General features: G+C 69.4%; 10 protein-coding genes and 1 tRNA gene. 5 read left to right on the forward strand and 6 right to left on the reverse strand.

The genetic code is table 11. The features are described from left to right. Window positions 1-23: 23 nt before the first annotated feature. Together dapD and ACFQVD_RS14850 are read left to right on the forward strand one after the other, a co-directional pair. Entirely contained in the window at window positions 24-1,001 is a 978-nt protein-coding gene (gene dapD / locus ACFQVD_RS14845; RefSeq protein ID WP_343965145.1) for a 2,3,4,5-tetrahydropyridine-2,6-dicarboxylate N-succinyltransferase, read from the forward strand. 153 nt (window positions 1,002-1,154) lie between these two features. Then, window positions 1,155-1,769 (forward strand): hypothetical protein, encoded by a 615-nt coding sequence (locus ACFQVD_RS14850; protein ID WP_343965147.1) that lies wholly within the window; start codon window positions 1,155-1,157, stop codon window positions 1,767-1,769. Between the two features lie 19 nt (window positions 1,770-1,788). Here the strand turns inward: ACFQVD_RS14850 and ACFQVD_RS14855 are convergent, their stop codons facing one another. From ACFQVD_RS14855 to ACFQVD_RS14870, 4 genes are all read right to left on the reverse strand, one after another. Continuing rightward, window positions 1,789-2,685, reverse strand: a complete 897-nt coding sequence (locus ACFQVD_RS14855) for an LLM class F420-dependent oxidoreductase (protein WP_343965149.1) — start codon at window positions 2,683-2,685, stop codon at window positions 1,789-1,791. A gap of 71 nt (window positions 2,686-2,756) precedes the next feature. Further along, window positions 2,757-3,419 carry a potassium channel family protein gene (locus tag ACFQVD_RS14860; RefSeq protein ID WP_343965151.1) on the reverse strand — a complete coding sequence of 221 codons (663 nt, stop codon included), beginning with the start codon at window positions 3,417-3,419 and terminating at the stop codon, window positions 2,757-2,759. Between the two features lie 133 nt (window positions 3,420-3,552). Further along, window positions 3,553-5,451, reverse strand: a complete 1,899-nt coding sequence (gene recQ / locus ACFQVD_RS14865; RefSeq protein ID WP_343965153.1) for a DNA helicase RecQ — start codon at window positions 5,449-5,451, stop codon at window positions 3,553-3,555. Window positions 5,452-5,561: 110 nt separating this feature from the next. Further along, complete coding sequence (locus ACFQVD_RS14870; protein ID WP_343965156.1) at window positions 5,562-9,161, reverse strand: discoidin domain-containing protein; 3,600 nt, start codon at window positions 9,159-9,161, stop codon at window positions 5,562-5,564. Between the two features lie 958 nt (window positions 9,162-10,119). On the opposite strand from ACFQVD_RS14870, the gene ACFQVD_RS14875 reads away from it, so the two are divergent. Beyond that, a complete protein-coding gene (locus tag ACFQVD_RS14875) occupies window positions 10,120-11,781 on the forward strand; it encodes a cellulose binding domain-containing protein (protein WP_343965158.1) in 1,662 nt (553 codons plus the stop codon). Between the two features lie 278 nt (window positions 11,782-12,059). On the opposite strand, the gene ACFQVD_RS14880 is transcribed toward ACFQVD_RS14875, so the two are convergent. Then, a tRNA-Val gene (locus tag ACFQVD_RS14880) sits at window positions 12,060-12,131 on the reverse strand. Between the two features lie 463 nt (window positions 12,132-12,594). Between ACFQVD_RS14880 and ACFQVD_RS14885 the strand changes: the two genes are divergently transcribed. Then, the gene (locus ACFQVD_RS14885; protein WP_012892610.1) at window positions 12,595-13,011 is read left to right on the forward strand and encodes an SsgA family sporulation/cell division regulator; all 417 of its coding nucleotides are present in this window, start codon (window positions 12,595-12,597) and stop codon (window positions 13,009-13,011) included. Between the two features lie 29 nt (window positions 13,012-13,040). Here ACFQVD_RS14885 and ACFQVD_RS14890 read toward each other — a convergent pair whose 3' ends face one another. After that, window positions 13,041-13,673 (reverse strand): DUF305 domain-containing protein, encoded by a 633-nt coding sequence (locus tag ACFQVD_RS14890; RefSeq protein WP_343965166.1) that lies wholly within the window; start codon window positions 13,671-13,673, stop codon window positions 13,041-13,043. 70 nt (window positions 13,674-13,743) lie between these two features. Between ACFQVD_RS14890 and ACFQVD_RS14895 the strand changes: the two genes are divergently transcribed. Further along, complete coding sequence (locus ACFQVD_RS14895) at window positions 13,744-15,117, forward strand: LVIVD repeat-containing protein (RefSeq protein ID WP_386368855.1); 1,374 nt, start codon at window positions 13,744-13,746, stop codon at window positions 15,115-15,117. The last annotated feature ends 12 nt before the right edge of the window (window positions 15,118-15,129 follow it).

Here is a 15,129-nt window from a genome sequence, read left to right on the forward strand (position 1 = left end):
CGCTTTGGCTAGGCTTGGTCGGTGTGAACGCAGCAGCTCAGATCTCCGGCGCGTACGCGACCGGCATCGCGACCATAACTTCCGGCGGGACCGTGCTCGACACCTGGTTCCCGTCCCCGCAGCTGGGTGAGTCCTCCGCTCCGGGCACCAGGCGGCTGAGCGCGCAGGAGGCCGCCCAGGAGCTCGGCTCCGGGGTCGCCGCGCTGCTCGGCGTGGACGAGGACCGCGGCGTGGAGGTGGTCGCGGTGCGGACCCAGATCGCCAAGCTGTCGGAGGCCCCGGCCGACACCTACGACGTCTACCTGCGCCTGCACCTGCTGTCGGCACGCCTCGTCCAGCCGCACGGCCTGAATCTGGACGGGCTGTTCGGCCTGCTCGGTAACGTCGTGTGGACCAACCACGGCCCGTGCGCGGTGGAGGGCTTCGAGCAGGTGCGCCTGCGTCTGCGCGCCCGGGGCCAGGTGACCGTCTACGGCGTGGACAAGTTCCCGCGCATGGTCGACTACGTGGTCCCCAGCGGCGTCCGGATCGCCGAGGCCGACCGGGTCCGTCTCGGTGCGCACCTGGCGAGCGGCACGACCGTGATGCACGAGGGTTTCGTCAACTTCAACGCCGGGACACTCGGCGGCTCCATGGTCGAGGGCCGTATCTCGGCGGGCGTCGTCGTGGGCGACGGCTCCGACGTCGGCGGCGGCGCCTCGATCATGGGCACCCTGTCCGGCGGCGGCAAGCAGGTCATCTCCATCGGGCAGCGCTGCCTGCTGGGCGCCAACAGCGGTATCGGCATCTCCCTCGGCGACGACTGCGTCGTGGAGGCGGGCCTCTACGTCACCGCCGGGACCAAGGTGACCCTGCCCGAGGGGCAGGTGGTCAAGGCGGCCGAGCTCTCCGGCGCCTCCGGCCTGCTGTTCCGCCGCAATTCCACCTCGGGGGCCGTCGAGGTGGTGCCCCGCCAGGGGACGGGCGTGGAGCTCAACAGCATCCTGCACGCCAACGACTGATCACCGGCACGCCGCGCTCGCGGAGGTGTGCCGGAGGCCGTGGGGCCCGCGAGTGCTCGTCCCCGGGTCTCCCAGCTGGCAGGGTGGCTCCCACGGACCTCATCCCGACGCGGGCGCCTCCTGGACCGAGGTCCTGGCGCTGGAAGGATTCAGATGACCGGTCAGGAGATGGCGGGCGACGGGAGCGGCGCGACGGCGGCGGCCCGGTGGGTGACGGGGCTGTTCGCACCGCAGGTGCTGGTCATCGGGCTGCCCCCGGTCGTCGGGCTGATGGCCGACGGGTGGCGGGGCGGAGCATGGGGCCTGGTGGCCTCAGCCCTGTGCGGCGGCATTCCCGCCCTGGTGATCCTGGCCGGGGTCCGTTCCGGACGCCTGGACTCCCACCATCTGGTGGACCGGGCGAGCCGGACCAGGCCGCTGCTGGTGGCGGTCGCGGCGGTGGTCGTCGCGCTGGTGCTGCTGATCTCCCTCGGCGCGCCGCGTCTGCTGGTGGCCACGGTGACCGCGATGCTGGCCGCACTCGCGGTGACGGTCCCGATCACTCTCAAGTGGAAGATCTCCTTCCACGCGGCCGTGTCCGCGGGCACCGTGGTGGTGCTGGCCCACGTGCTGCCCGCGGCGCCCACCCTCGTCGTGGGCGCGCTGGTGGTGGCCACGGTGTGCTGGGCGCGGGTCCGGCTCACCCACCACACCCCCGCCCAGGTCGCCGCCGGGGCCGTGACCGGTGCCGGCACGGCCTGGGCGGCCCTGACCGCCTTCGGCGTCTGACCCGGGCGGGCGCGGGGCGTCAGAGAAGGCTCTTGAGGAACTCCCTCGTCCGGGTGCCGGGAGAGTACTCGGCGGCGACGAAGTCGGTGACCCCGGCCTTGGCGAGCGCCTCGATCCGCGCCGCCACCTCGTCCTCGTCTCCGACGATCGCCACGTCGGCCGGGCCCTCGGCCCCCTCCCGATCCAGCATCGCCCGGTAGGACGGCAGCTGGCCGTAGATCTCGAACTGTTCCGCGGCCAGCGCCCTGGCCGCCTCGGCGTCGTCGGTGACGCAGATGGGCAGCGCGCACACGATCCTCGGTTCGGGGCGCCCCGCGGCCCGCGCGGCCTCGGTGACGGCGGGCGCCACGTGCTCGGCCACGGTCCTGGGACCGGTCATCCACAGCACGGTGCCGTCGGCCATCTCCCCGGCCAGCCTGAGCATTCTGGGGGCCAGCGCGGCGATGAGCACGGGCATGTCCCTCGGTCCCGGCGTGCTCAGCCCGAGCTGTCCGGTGAGGGTCTCCCCTTGGAAGGACGCGTTCTCCCCGCGTACCAGCGGCATCAGGATCGACAGGTACTCGCGCATGTGCCGGGCGGGCCGCTCGAAGCCGATGCCGTACATGCTCTCGATCACCAGCTGGTGCGAGAGCCCGATGCCGAGCGTGAGCCGCCCGTCGAGGGCGGCGTTGACCGTGAGCGCCTGCTGGGCGAGGGCCGCCGGGTGGCGCGGGTAGGTCGGGACGACGGCGGTGCCGAGTTCGATCCCGGGCACCCGGTTCCCGGCCACGGCGAGCGCGGTCAGCGCGTCGAGGCCGAAGATGTGGGACATCCAGGCGGAGGAGAAGCCGTCGTCGGCCGCACGGGCGATGCGCTCCCGTAGCTTGCCGAGCACGTCCGGCTCTTTGGGTTCGTTGAGCAACAGTCCGAATCGCATCGCTACCGAACTCCGTTCTAGTGATTCCGTCCAGTGTAGATCGACGACGATCCCCCGCGTGGCGGAAGCGGTCACGGGAGTTCGGTGAACCGCTCCACCTGCTCGATCTTGCCCGCGATGACGATCACGTCGCCGTAGCTCAGCACCGTCCCGGAGTCGGCGTAGGTGAACTCGTCGTACTGGCCCTTGACGCAGACCACCGTCACGCCGTACTTGCGCCGCAGGTTGGACTCGCCCAGGGGCACGCCGACGTACTCGCGGGGCGGCCGGGTCTTGACCACCGCGTAGTCGCCGTCCACCTCCATGTAGTCGAGCATCCGCCCGTTGAGCAGGTGGGCCAGCCGCTCCCCCATGTCGTGCTCGGGGAGGATCACGTGGTGGGCGCCGACCCGCTCCAGGATGCGGCCGTGCTCGCGGCTGATCGCCTTGGCCCAGACGTCCTCGATCTCCAGCTCGACGAGCAGGGAGGTGGTGAGGATGCTGGACTCCAGGTCGGTGCCGATGGCGACCACCGCCCGGTAGAAGTCGGGCACCCCGATCTGCCGCAGCGCCTCGATGTCCGTGGAGTCGGCGACGACGACATGGGTGAGCTTCCCCGCCAGGCTCTGCACCACCTTGGGGCGGCTGTCGATGGCCAGCACCTCGGTCCCCCTCCGGAAGAGCTCGAGTGCGAGGGAACCGCCGAAGCGGCCGAGCCCGACGACCACCACGGGGTCGTTCCTTCTGTCAGGCAACGATCGTCCTCTTTCGGGAGTCCGCAGCCGCGGGGGGCCGTCAACGCGAGGAGCCCGGAGGTGGACGACAGCCTCCAGGCCCCTACCTGCGTGTCACTGGGGCGCTGAGGCCCGGATTCCGCCCGATTCTACCTCAGGGGAAGGCCAGGAGGCCTTCCTCACTTCCCGCCGGATCGGTACCGGAATCGGCGCCTGCGAGGGTGTCGAGGACCTGCCGGCCGTACTTGGCCAGCTTGTTCTCCCCGACCCCGCTCACCGTGCCCAGCTCGGCCAGGGACGAGGGGGACCTGGTCGCGATCTCACGCAGGGTCGCGTCATGGAAGATCACGTACGCGGGTACGCCCTGTTCCTTCGCGGTGGCTCCACGCCAGGCCCGCAGCAGCTCGAACACCGGCACCGCCTCCTCGGGCAGCTCGACGGGCTCGGCCCGGCGCGAGGAGGAGGTCTTCGCGGCCTTGGCGGGCCGGGCCGCCATCGTAGGCTCGCGCCGTAGCGGAACCTGGCGCCGGCGCCCCAGCACCTCCGCGCTCGCCTCGGTCAGCACCAGCGTGCCGTAGTCCCCCTCGACGGCCAGCAGCCCCTGCGCCAGCAGCTGGCGTACCACGCCACGCCACTCGGCCTCGCCCAGCTCCGTTCCGATGCCGAACACCGTCAGGCCGTCGTGGTCGTGCTGGATGACCTTGGCCGTCTTCTTCCCGAGCAGGATGTCGATGATCTGGCCCGCGCCGAACTTCTGACGGCGCTCGCGCATCAGCCGGAACACCGTCGACAGGACCTTCTGCGCGGCGACCGTGCCGTCCCAGGACTCGGGCGGCGACAGGCAGGTGTCGCAGTTGCCGCAGGCGGCGGTCTGCTGGCCGAAGTAGGCGAGCAGCAGCACGCGGCGGCACTCGACCGCCTCGCACAGGGCGAGCATGGCGTCCAGGTGGGTGGCCAGGCGGCGGCGGTGGGCGTCGTCACCCTCCGAGGTGTCGATCATCTTGCGCTGCTGCACGACGTCCTGGAGGCCGTAGGCGAGCCAGGCGGTGGAGGGCAGGCCGTCGCGCCCCGCCCTGCCGGTCTCCTGGTAGTAACCCTCGATGGACTTGGGCAGGTCGAGGTGGGCGACGAACCGCACGTCGGGCTTGTCGATGCCCATGCCGAACGCGATCGTGGCGACCATGACGAGGCCGTCCTCGCGCAGGAAGCGCGCCTGGTTGGCGGCGCGGGTGCGGGCGTCGAGGCCCGCGTGGTAGGGCAGCGCCTGGACACCGTTCTCCACCAGGAACTCGGCGATCTTCTCGACCGAGTTGCGCGACAGGCAGTAGACGATGCCCGCGTCCCCGGCGTGCTCGGCGCGGAGCAGTTCGAGCAGTTGCCGCTTCGGCTCGTTCTTGGGAGCGATGCGGTACTGGATGTTGGGCCGGTCGAAGCTCGCCACGAAGTGGCGGGCCCGCTCCAGATTGAGCCTGGAGGCGATCTCGGCGTGGGTGGCCTTGGTGGCCGTGGCGGTCAGCGCGACGCGCGGCACGTCGGGCCAGCGCTCGTGCAGCGCGGACAGGGCGAGGTAGTCGGGCCGGAAGTCGTGTCCCCACTGGGCCACGCAGTGCGCCTCGTCGATGGCGAACAGCGAGATCGTCCCGCTGTCGAGCAGGCGCAGCGTCGCGTCGACCCGCAGCCGCTCCGGCGCCAGGTAGAGCAGGTCCAGCTCACCTGCGAGGAAGGCCGACTCGACCTGGCGACGCTCCTCGAACTCCTGGGTGGAGTTGAGGAACCCGGCCCGCACGCCGAGCGCCGTCAGAGCGTCGACCTGGTCCTGCATGAGCGCGATGAGCGGTGAGATCACCACCCCCGTGCCCTTCCGCACGAGCGCGGGGATCTGGTAGCACAGCGACTTGCCGCCCCCCGTCGGCATGAGCACCAGGGCGTCACCACCGGCCACGACGTGGTCGATGATCTCCTGTTGGCCCTCCCGGAACGAGTCGTAGCCGAAGACGCGCTGCAGGACCCGCGACGCGTCGCTCACCTCGGGGTCGTTCTCGGGGAAAGGCATCGGGTCATTGTACGAGGCCCCCCCGACAGCCGGGGGTGAACCGGCCACAAGGACGGACGGCGCCGGTGCCGCCGTGGCACCGGCGCCGCATTCCCGCTCCTGCTACGGGTTCACGGGTTGACGTTGATCGTGAAGGTCGACGTCGTGTTCCTGATGTTCTGGAAGTTGTTGCTCATCCGGAGGTTGTTGAACGTCGCCGAGCCGACCGCCGGTCCCTGACCGGGCTCGGGCATCTCGTTCGCCCAGATCGCCCAGCCGGACTTGGCGTCGAAGGCGTCGCCGCTCTTCTTGGCGCCGGTGATCGTGATGTTGGTGAGGATGGTGTCGGTGACCGGGTTCTCCGGCTGGCTGCCGTTGTACTTGGTCTGGAACATGATGCCGCCGTAGGTCGGGTCCACGATGTCCACGTCGCTGACGCGGATGCCCTGGAAGACCTTGGAGGCGGAGAAGAGCCAGATCGCCGGGAAGACCTGCCCGTTCCAGAAGTGACCGCCGGCGCGGACGATCGAGATGTTCTCGAACCGGGTGGGCGGGCTGGCGCCGAAGCCGTTCATCGGGTAGCCGAAGTCCAGCGAGCTGATCGTGATGCCGGAGTAGACCAGCGTGTCGGCGATGTAGATGTTCCTGAAGACGTTGTCGTACCCGCCGTAGACCGCGACGCCGGCGGCCCGCCAGGTCAGGATGGAGGTCAGGTTCTCGTAGACGTTGCCCTTCATGTCGGCGCCGCCGGCGTCGATGGCCGAGAACAGCGCGAAGCTGTCGTCACCGGTGGCACGGGCCTCGTTGTTGCTGACGAGGTTGTCGGTGCTGCCGTTGGTCATGTTGATGCCGTCGGCGAACATGTTGCGGATGCGGGAGTTCTTGATCGTCACGCGGTCGGTGTTGGCGCCCCAGTAGAGGCAGACCATGTGCTCGTTCCAGATGTTGTCGATCACCACGTCCGCGACGTTGGCGAAGTCGAACACCTTGCCCGGACCGTCGATGCGCGAGGTGTAGTTGCCGAAGTAGGCGAAGTTGGCGAAGGACGAGCCGTTCGCGGTTCCCTCGGCCCGGAACCCGATGTCGGTGTTGTCCTGGTTCGAGGGCGCCCGGAACTGGGTGTACCAGGGACCGGCGCCGACCACCTTGACCGCCTTGCCGTAGACCTGGAACTTGCTCGCCGTCTGGTAGGTGCCCGGCGGCAGGTAGACGCCGACGAGGGTGCCGGTGTTGTCCATCCGCACCCTGTCGAGCGCGTTCTGCACGTCCTGGTGGGTGAATCCGGCGGGAACCGTGTACCTGGCGGGGTCGGGGTTGGCGATCGGCGACACCTGCTCGGTGTTGATGAAGTCGATCGCGTACGTCGTGGTGTTGGCGGGGTCCTTCTGCAGCCTGATCCTGCTGCCCGCCGGGACGGTGGTCCCGAGCATCATGCCGGCCTCGTCGTAGATGTGACGCGGCGCGCCGGCGCTCGGCGAGTTGCCCGGGCCGGCCTCGGGGCCGTACAGCCAGGCGTACTTGGAGGTCAGGTTGATGGCCTTGAGGAAGGTGCCGTCGACGTAGACGTTGAGCGTCGAGTCGACGCCGCCGCCGCCCGCCGAGTCGGGGATGGAGAAGCGGGTGACGAGGGTGTTGGTGCTGGCCTTGGTGGTGAACTCGACGTAGCTGCCCGTCGTGTTCAGCGCCACCGCCCTGCGGCCGGACGCCTCACCCGCCAGGGTGCCGATGTCACGGCTCGGGCCGACCACGGCCGCCCCGCCGCCGACGACGGCGTCCTCGGCCTCGTACATGTCGTACGGCATGTTGGCGCCGCGGCCGACGAAGAACGGCTGGGTGACCGTGTTGTTGGCCCGCTTGACCGGCAGTTCGTTGGCGTCGTCGGCGAGGACCGTCCTGACGGTGAACTTGCCGTTGGCCGCCGTCCAGGTGCCCAGGTTGACCGGGCCGGTGGTGGCGCCCGCCGCGATCACCCCGGTGTGGGAGCCGGTCAGCGTGCGGACCACGGTTCCCGCCTCGTTGGCGACGGTCAGCGTGATGCCGTGGGCGCCGCCCGCGGAGGCCACGGTGCCCTGGTTCCTGATCGTCACGGAGAAGGTGACGACGTTGCCGTTCGCCGGGTTGCTCGGGGTCCAGCTGGTCGTCGCGACCAGGTCGGCGGTGTCGACGGGCCTGACCACGAGCGGGGAGGCGCTGGAGAAGTCGTTGTTCGACTCGTTCTGCTCGATGACGCTGTTCGCCTCGTCGACCTTGGCGCTGAGCGGGTAGCTGCCGGCGTCGCGGGTGCCGATGCCGGCCGAGACGGTGGCCGAGGCCCCCGCGGCCAGCGCGGCGACCGGGGCGGTGCCGACCTTGGTGCCGCCCAGGTAGAGGTTGACGTTCGTCGCGCCGGCGGCCGCGTTGCCGCTGTTCCTGACCGTGGCCGACAGCGTGACCGCGTCGGTCTCGACCGGGGAGGCGGGGGACGCCGCCAGGCCGGTGATCGTCAGATCCGGGTTCGGCGCCGGGGTGCCGATGACCTGGAACTCGGCGACCTGCCCGGCGGGGGCGCCGGTGTTGGAGGTGATCCTGAGCTGGACGTCGGCGTAGGAGCCGCTGACCGGGATCGTCACCGTGTTGCCGGAGGCGGGATTGAAGGTGTGGTTCGCCGCCGCCGCCAGGCTGGTGAAGGAGGTCGAGTTCTGCTCACGTCCGAGCACCTGGATGTTCTGGGTGCGCGTCGCCCAGATGCTGTCGGGGTTCAGCTTCAGCACGACCGAGTTGAGCGTGGCGTTCGCGCCCAGGCTGACGGTCAGCGTGTTGGGGTAGCTGCCGCCGTTGCCCTCCCAGTAGGTCGCCGTGTTGTTGTCGTTGGCGTTCGTGGCCACGAAGGTGAAGACCGAGGAGGAGGCGGTGATCGCCTTGCCGAGGGCCAGGTTGGAGCCCGGTGGCGTGCTGCCCGTGCGGGTGACGGTGTTGCTGTTGCCGGACTGGTTGCCCGCGGCGTCCTTGGCCTTGACGTGGTAGGACACCGTCGCGGTGGCCGGCTGGGTGTCGGTGTAGGTCAGCACGTTGCCCGCCACGCTGGCGCGCAGGGCGTTGTCGGCGTAGACGTCGTATCCGGTCACGCCCACGTTGTCGGACGAGGCGCCCCAGGTCAGCCTGATCTGGCCGGAGCCCGGCTCGGTGTAGGCCAGGTTCGACGGCGTGGTCGGCGGCGACGTGTCACCGCCGGAGCCGGTGGGGCCGTACACCTCGAACTCGGAGACCTGGCCGGCCGGCCAGCCCGTGTTGGCGGTGATGTTCAGCCGGAGGTAGCGGGCGGCGGTCGCGGCGAAGTTGATCGTCACCGTGTTGCCGGTCGCCGGGTTGAAGGTGTAGCCGGCGGAACCGACGATGGTGGCGGTGGGCGAGGCGCTCGTGCCCGCCAGCACCGACAGGGTCTGCGTCCTGGTGGCCCAGGCCGCCGCCGGGGGCAGCTTCAGGACGATCTGGTCCACGTTGGTGACGGCTCCGAGGTCCACCTGGAGCCACTGCGGGAAGGTGTTGTTGCCGCTCTCCCAGTAGGTGTTGGCATCGCCGTCGGTGGCGTTGGCCGCGCCGTAGGGGGCGGTGGTGCTGCTTGACGAGGCCGCTTTGCCCACCGCGAGGTTGGGGCCGGCCGCCGCGGCGGGTGTGACCGCCCCGGCCAGGACGAGCAGACTGGTCGCGGCCGTCGCCGCCACCAGCCTTAACGCCAGGTACTGCTTTCTCATCGCGTTCCTCTATCTCTCGGCTGGAACGACAGGGTCGGGATGGGAGGCCGGGGCCTCCGCCGTGCGGCGCGAGGCGCGGAGTCCATGACATCCGCTGGGCCGACCGCTGTGACCTGCGGCGGGTCGGTCCGCGAAGCTCGCCTCGTTCGTCGCTGGGGGGTGCTGGTCGCCGTGTGCGCCCGCGCGACGCCGCGAACGACGTCACCCGGGGCTCTTCCGGAGGGGTACGGCGGATGCGTGGCGCGGCGCATCACTAGCGGAAGTTGCGAAGAAGAGAGAAAATTTAACAGGACTTTGCAATATTCTTGCATTGCGTTGGCCAAAGGTTACATACGTGCTACGGCCGCGTCAACGGGCCGAGAAGGACGGCTTACTTCGCCCTGCCGTCCCGGGTGCGCCCCCTTACCCCGGGGCCCACGGGCCCCTCTTCCCCGCGCGAAAAACACCCATGGACCCGCGGGGAAGAGCCGGCACGGCGAGCCCGGAGCGGGAGACGCCTCGGGCGGCCGCGGCCGGAAAGGCGGAGCCGCCCCCGAGGACCGGCCTCCGACGCGCGGGCGCCGGGCACGACCCGCCCTGCCGGAAACCCGTCTCACCCGTCGCGGACCTGCGGCCGGTCCTCGACAGCGGAGTCGACGCGAGGCGCGGATTCCCGACCTTGAAAATTTCACCCTCCGGCGAGACGTTCCCGCAGCTCGCCCGCCCGCGGGCCCGCTTGGCGCTTGACCCCCGCCGAGGGCGGAACCACACTCTGCGGGGTGTCGCCCCTCCGCGTGACCACCTGAGCGGTCCGCACCCCCGTCGCACTCGCGTGCCGGTCCACGCGAGGTGATGTTAACGCTAACAATTACCGGGGCCGGTCAAAGCGGAGAGCGTCACCGACAACACGATCAAGGTTCATCCCGTGGCGACGCCGGCGACCGGCGCCGACCGGCACCAACAGCCAAGTGGAGAAGACATGACGCAAGATCAGAATGAGATCGCGAGCGGCGAGCGAGGATCGCTGAGCCGGAGAACCGTTCTGGCGACGATGGGGGCCCTGCCGGTCCTCGCGGCCACGACCTCGGTCCTGGGGGCCTCGGAGGCCGAGGCCGCCACGGCCGTCATCGATCCGTCGGCGCCGCGGCAGACGATCCGAGGCTTCGGCGGCATGGCCCACGCGGCCTGGATCGGCGACCTGACAGCCGCCCAGCGGGACACCGCCTTCGGCACCGGCGAGGGCCGGCTGGGGTTTTCCGTGCTGCGGATCCCCGTCCCCGAGAACCAGGCGGACTGGAGCCGTGATCTGGCGACGGCGAGGCGCGCGATCGAACTCGGGGCCACCGTCATCGCGTCGCCGTGGAATCCCCCCGCCAACATGGTCGAGACCTTCGTCCGCGGCAGTCAGACCGACGCGAAACGCCTCAGGTACAACATGTACGGCGCCTACGCCCAGCACCTGAACGCCTTCAACGACTTCATGCGGAACAACGGGGTGAACCTGTACGGCATATCGGTGCAGAACGAGCCCGATTACGCGCATGACTGGACGTGGTGGACTCCCGCCGAGCTGGTCCGGTTCCTGAGGGAGAACGCCGGTTCGATCGGTACCAGGGTCATCGCGCCCGAGTCCTTCCAGTACCTGAAGAACATCTCAGACCCGATCCTCAACGACTCCGCGGCGCTCGCCAATGTGGACATCATCGGGGCTCACCTCTACGGCACGTCGTTCGCGAACTTCCCCTATCCCCTCTTCAAGCAGAAGGGCGCGGGCAAAGAGCTCTGGATGACCGAGGTCTACTACCCCAACAGCAGCGATTCGGCGGACCTTTGGCCCCAGGCGCTCGACGTGGGGGAGCACATCCACCGCGCCATGGTGGACGCCGAGTTCCAGGCGTACATCTGGTGGTACATCCGGCGTGGCTACGGCCCCATGCGGGAGGACGGCCAGATCAGCAAGCGCGGCGCCATCATGGCGCACTTCGCCAGGTTCGTCCGCCCCGGATATGTGCGGATCGAAGCGACGGCGAACCCGGCGTCGAACGTCTACGTCTCGGCGTACCGGGGCGGCGACTCCACGGTCGTCATCGTCGCCGTCAACAAGGGCACCTCCGCGGTGAGCCAGCAGTTCACCCTGGCGAACAGCACCGCGTCCGGTGTCTCGTCCTGGCTGACCGACGCGAGCAGGAACGTTGCGCCCCAGGGAACGACCGGCGTGTCGAACGGCTCCCTCACCGTCACGCTTCCCGCCCGAAGCATGATGACCTTCGTGACCGGCGTGAGCTCCGGCCCCTCGCCCAGCCCGTCGCCCAGTGGTGGCACCGGCCTGTGCCGGGTGGCCTACACGACGAGCTCCTGGAACAACGGCTTCACCGCCGGCATCAGCATCACCAACACCGGGACCTCGACGATCAACGGCTGGACGCTGGGCTTCACCCTGCCCCCCGGCCAGACCATCACCTCGGGCTGGAACGCCACCTACACCCCCTCCAGCGGCCAGGTGAGCGCCCGCAACGTCGGCTACAACGGCACGCTCGCCCCCGGGGCCACCATCGACATCGGCTTCCAGGCCACCCACACCGGCGACACCGCCGAACCGACCGCCTTCACCCTCAACGGCGTCCCCTGCACCGTGGTCTGACCGACACGCGAAACAACCCCCGCCCGAGCGGCGAAGGGACGGGTGCGGCCCCTCCGACGAGGGAGGGGCGCATCTTCCCGCGGCCGACCGCGCCGACGAAGGTGTGGCAGGTTACGCCCTTGACCGGTGCCGCCGAAGGGTGCGGCGGCGATGGATCGGATCTTCCCTGGCACCGCCGGAGGCGGAGTCGCCCAGCCGGTCGCGCGGCGCCCCTGTGGACAGACGAAGGCCCCCCGATCGGCGTCAACCGGGGGGCCTTGATCTGCGTCTTGCTAGTGTGGGCGATACTGGGATCGAACCAGTGACCTCTTCGGTGTGAACGAAGCGCTCTCCCGCTGAGCTAATCGCCCGCCCTGTCCGGCTCCTCGCGGTGCCGACGTGGAAAACCATACAGCAATTCGGGAGTGCCCGCGAAGCGGTGTCCGCCACTAAGTTGATCTTGAGAGATGACGCGCCAGGGAGGCAAAGCTCTGAGGATGCATCCGACGGGGGGCTACGGTGTCATAGCATCGTCCTGATCCACAGAAGCACCGAACGACCCGGGCTCGACCCGAATCACCCGAGACGCCCCGCCAGGGAGTCGACGGTGACCAAAACGAGACGCAAAACCCTTGCAAATACGGCCCTGTTGGTGATGTTTAGCCCGGTAGATGCCCAAATGTCGCGCTGTGATGTGCGTTACAGAAGGGCGCAGAGGCGGAATCTTTCCTACAGGTTTCTTTGTTCCGCGTGATGGCTCATGCGGAGCGAAGCCCGCTTGAGAGCAGTGAAAGCCCCGAAGAGGGGACCGACGACGAAAAGGTTTGGCTGACGATGAACAGCGCCACCGTCTCTGCCGAGCTAGGCCTTCGGCTTGTGGTCCCCGACCGTACCACCGTCCCCCTGCTTGCCGGACTCAGCTACACGGCCGATGATCCTTACGCGATCAGAATGGCCTTCCACGTGGGGAACGACGAGCCGGTCGAGTGGATCTTCGCCCGCGAGTTGCTGACCGTCGGCATCGTGCGGCGGGTGGGCGACGGTGACGTGCAGGTGTGGCCGGCGCGCGCCGACGGCGAGCGCACGCTGCACATCAGCCTCACCTCGCCGTTCGGACAGGCGCTGTTCGAGGTGCCGCTGGCTCCGCTCACGGAGTTCCTGCACCGAACGTACGAGCTGGTGCCCGCGGGCCGCGAGACCGACTTCATGGATCTGGACGCCGAGCTCAGCAACATGCTCTGGAGTTCCTGACCCGGCTCTCCCCCCCGCGGGGCCTCGGCCTACGCCGCGGGCCTGAGCAGGCGCCGCATCCGGGCGATCTCGATGCCCTGGCCCGAGACGACGTCCTTGGCGACGGCCAGCATGGCCCGGTCGGCGCCCTCGCGGAGCTGGAGCCCGGCCATCGTGACCGCCGCCTCGTGGTGAGTGATCATGAGGGTCAGGAAGAGCGTGTCGAAGGCCGCTCCCCTGGCCCCCCTGAGCCGGTTCATCTCCTCCAGCGTGACGGCGTGCTCGTCATGCCCCTCGTGCCCCTGCGGCGCCCGGCCGACCGCCTCCAGCCACGACGTCATGGCCGCGATCTCCGGCCGCTGCGCCGCGGTGATCCGCTCGGCGAGCTTCCGCAGGACCGGCGAGGACGACCTGGCCGGGACCAGCTCCGCCATCTCCAGTGCCTGCCGGTGGTGCGGGATCATGCCTTCGGCGAACCTCACGTCGGCCGCCGTGACCCTGGCCTCGGACTCCCCGAGATTCTCGCCCGGCCGCGCCGTACGACCCGCCTCGCCGGGGCCACCCGGGATTATCACCGGCGCGCCGGTCTCCGCGACGAGCGGTGCCGGTCCTCGCTGCGCCGCCTCCGCGCATCCGCCAAGAACCGATATCGCCATGATCACCGCGATAATCTGACTCGGCATACGAATCCTCCGCATAGCTTCAATAATGGGGCAAGTGGACCGACGTAATGGGGGCACCGTGCGATCGACCATGGCGTTCGGCCTGGCCGCGCTACTTCTTGTGGCCGGGTGTGGGGCGGATCCGACACCCCAGGCCCCACCGCCCGCGGCCGCCTCGCGGAACACTGAACAGACGGTGGAGACCCCCTCCCCCGGGATCTCAGGGGACGGCACTCACAGCGACAACGTCACGCACCTGGCCAACGTGCCGCTCGGCGCTCCGCTCAACGGGCCCCAGGCGTGGGGCACCGACCTGGCCTTCCAGGGCGACTACGCGTTCGTCGGCAACTTCGACGGCTTCAGCGTCTTCGACATCTCCGATCCCTCCCGCCCCTCGGTGGTCAGCCGGGTGCTCTGCCCCGGCGAGCAGAACGACATCTCGGTGAGCGGGAACCTGCTGTTCCTGTCGATCGACTCCGTCCGGGTCGGCCCGGAGTGCGACGCCCAGCGCGGCAATCCGGAGTCGGACAGCTGGGAGGGCATCCGGATCTTCGACATCGCGGACAAATCCCATCCCAGGTTCGTCTCGGCGGTCCGTACCGACTGCGGCTCGCACACCCACACCCTCGTCCCCGGCGAGAACGCCGACAGGGTCTACCTCTACATCTCCTCCCCGGGGCCCGAGCCGCAGTCGACGACCTGCCCGGCGCCGTACAACAAGATCTCCGTGGTCGAGGTGCCCGTCGAGGCTCCCCAGACCGCCAAGGTGATCTCACAGCCGGTGCTCTCCGACAAGCCCGGCGAGGACGGCCTCGGCGGCTGCCACGACATCACGGCCTACCCCGAGAAGAACCTGGCCGCCGCGGCCTGCTTCGGCGACGGGGTCCTGCTGGACATCGCCGACCGGGCCAACCCCAAGGTGCTCCAGCACGTGAGCGACAAGGAGAACTTCGCCATCTGGCACTCGGCGACGTTCAACAACGACGCCACCAAGGTCGTCTTCGGCGACGAGCTGGGCGGCGGCCTGGGGGCGACCTGCGACTCCGGCACCCCGAAGACCAAGGGCGCCAGCGCCGTGTACGACCTCGGCAAGGACCGCAGGCTCACGCTCCGCGGCTACTTCAAGATCCCGAGGGAGCAGGCGTTTGACGAGAACTGCGTCGCGCACAACGGGTCGCTGCTACCTGTGCCGGGAAAGGACATCATGGTCCAGGCCTGGTACCAGGGCGGGGTGTCCATCTGGGACTTCACCGACGCGGCCAGCCCTCGGGAGATCGGCTTCTTCGAGCGGGGCCCGATTTCGGGAGTCGGCGGCTCGTGGTCGGCGTACTACTACAACGGCCACATCTACTCCAGTGACATCACCAGGGGCCTGGACGTGCTCCGCATCGACGACCCGCTGACCGACCCCGCCGCCAAGGTCAGGCTCAAGGAGCTGAACGCGCAGACCCAGGTGTCCTACTAGCCGATCCGTGAT

Origin of the sequence: Streptosporangium amethystogenes subsp. fukuiense, from assembly GCF_042665875.1 — a bacterium.
GTDB lineage: Bacteria > Actinomycetota > Actinomycetes > Streptosporangiales > Streptosporangiaceae > Streptosporangium > Streptosporangium fukuiense.

Coding starts and splice junctions, on each gene's coding strand:
- recQ (WP_343965153.1), bottom strand. CDS start 5,451: ATGCCTTTCCCCGAGAACGACCCCGAGGTGAGCGACGCGTCGCGGGTC.
- ACFQVD_RS14895 (WP_386368855.1), top strand. CDS start 13,744: ATGGCGTTCGGCCTGGCCGCGCTACTTCTTGTGGCCGGGTGTGGGGCG.
- ACFQVD_RS14885 (WP_012892610.1), top strand. CDS start 12,595: ATGAACAGCGCCACCGTCTCTGCCGAGCTAGGCCTTCGGCTTGTGGTC.
- ACFQVD_RS14890 (WP_343965166.1), bottom strand. CDS start 13,673: ATGCCGAGTCAGATTATCGCGGTGATCATGGCGATATCGGTTCTTGGC.
- ACFQVD_RS14850 (WP_343965147.1), top strand. CDS start 1,155: ATGACCGGTCAGGAGATGGCGGGCGACGGGAGCGGCGCGACGGCGGCG.
- ACFQVD_RS14855 (WP_343965149.1), bottom strand. CDS start 2,685: ATGCGATTCGGACTGTTGCTCAACGAACCCAAAGAGCCGGACGTGCTC.
- ACFQVD_RS14870 (WP_343965156.1), bottom strand. CDS start 9,161: ATGAGAAAGCAGTACCTGGCGTTAAGGCTGGTGGCGGCGACGGCCGCG.
- ACFQVD_RS14875 (WP_343965158.1), top strand. CDS start 10,120: ATGACGCAAGATCAGAATGAGATCGCGAGCGGCGAGCGAGGATCGCTG.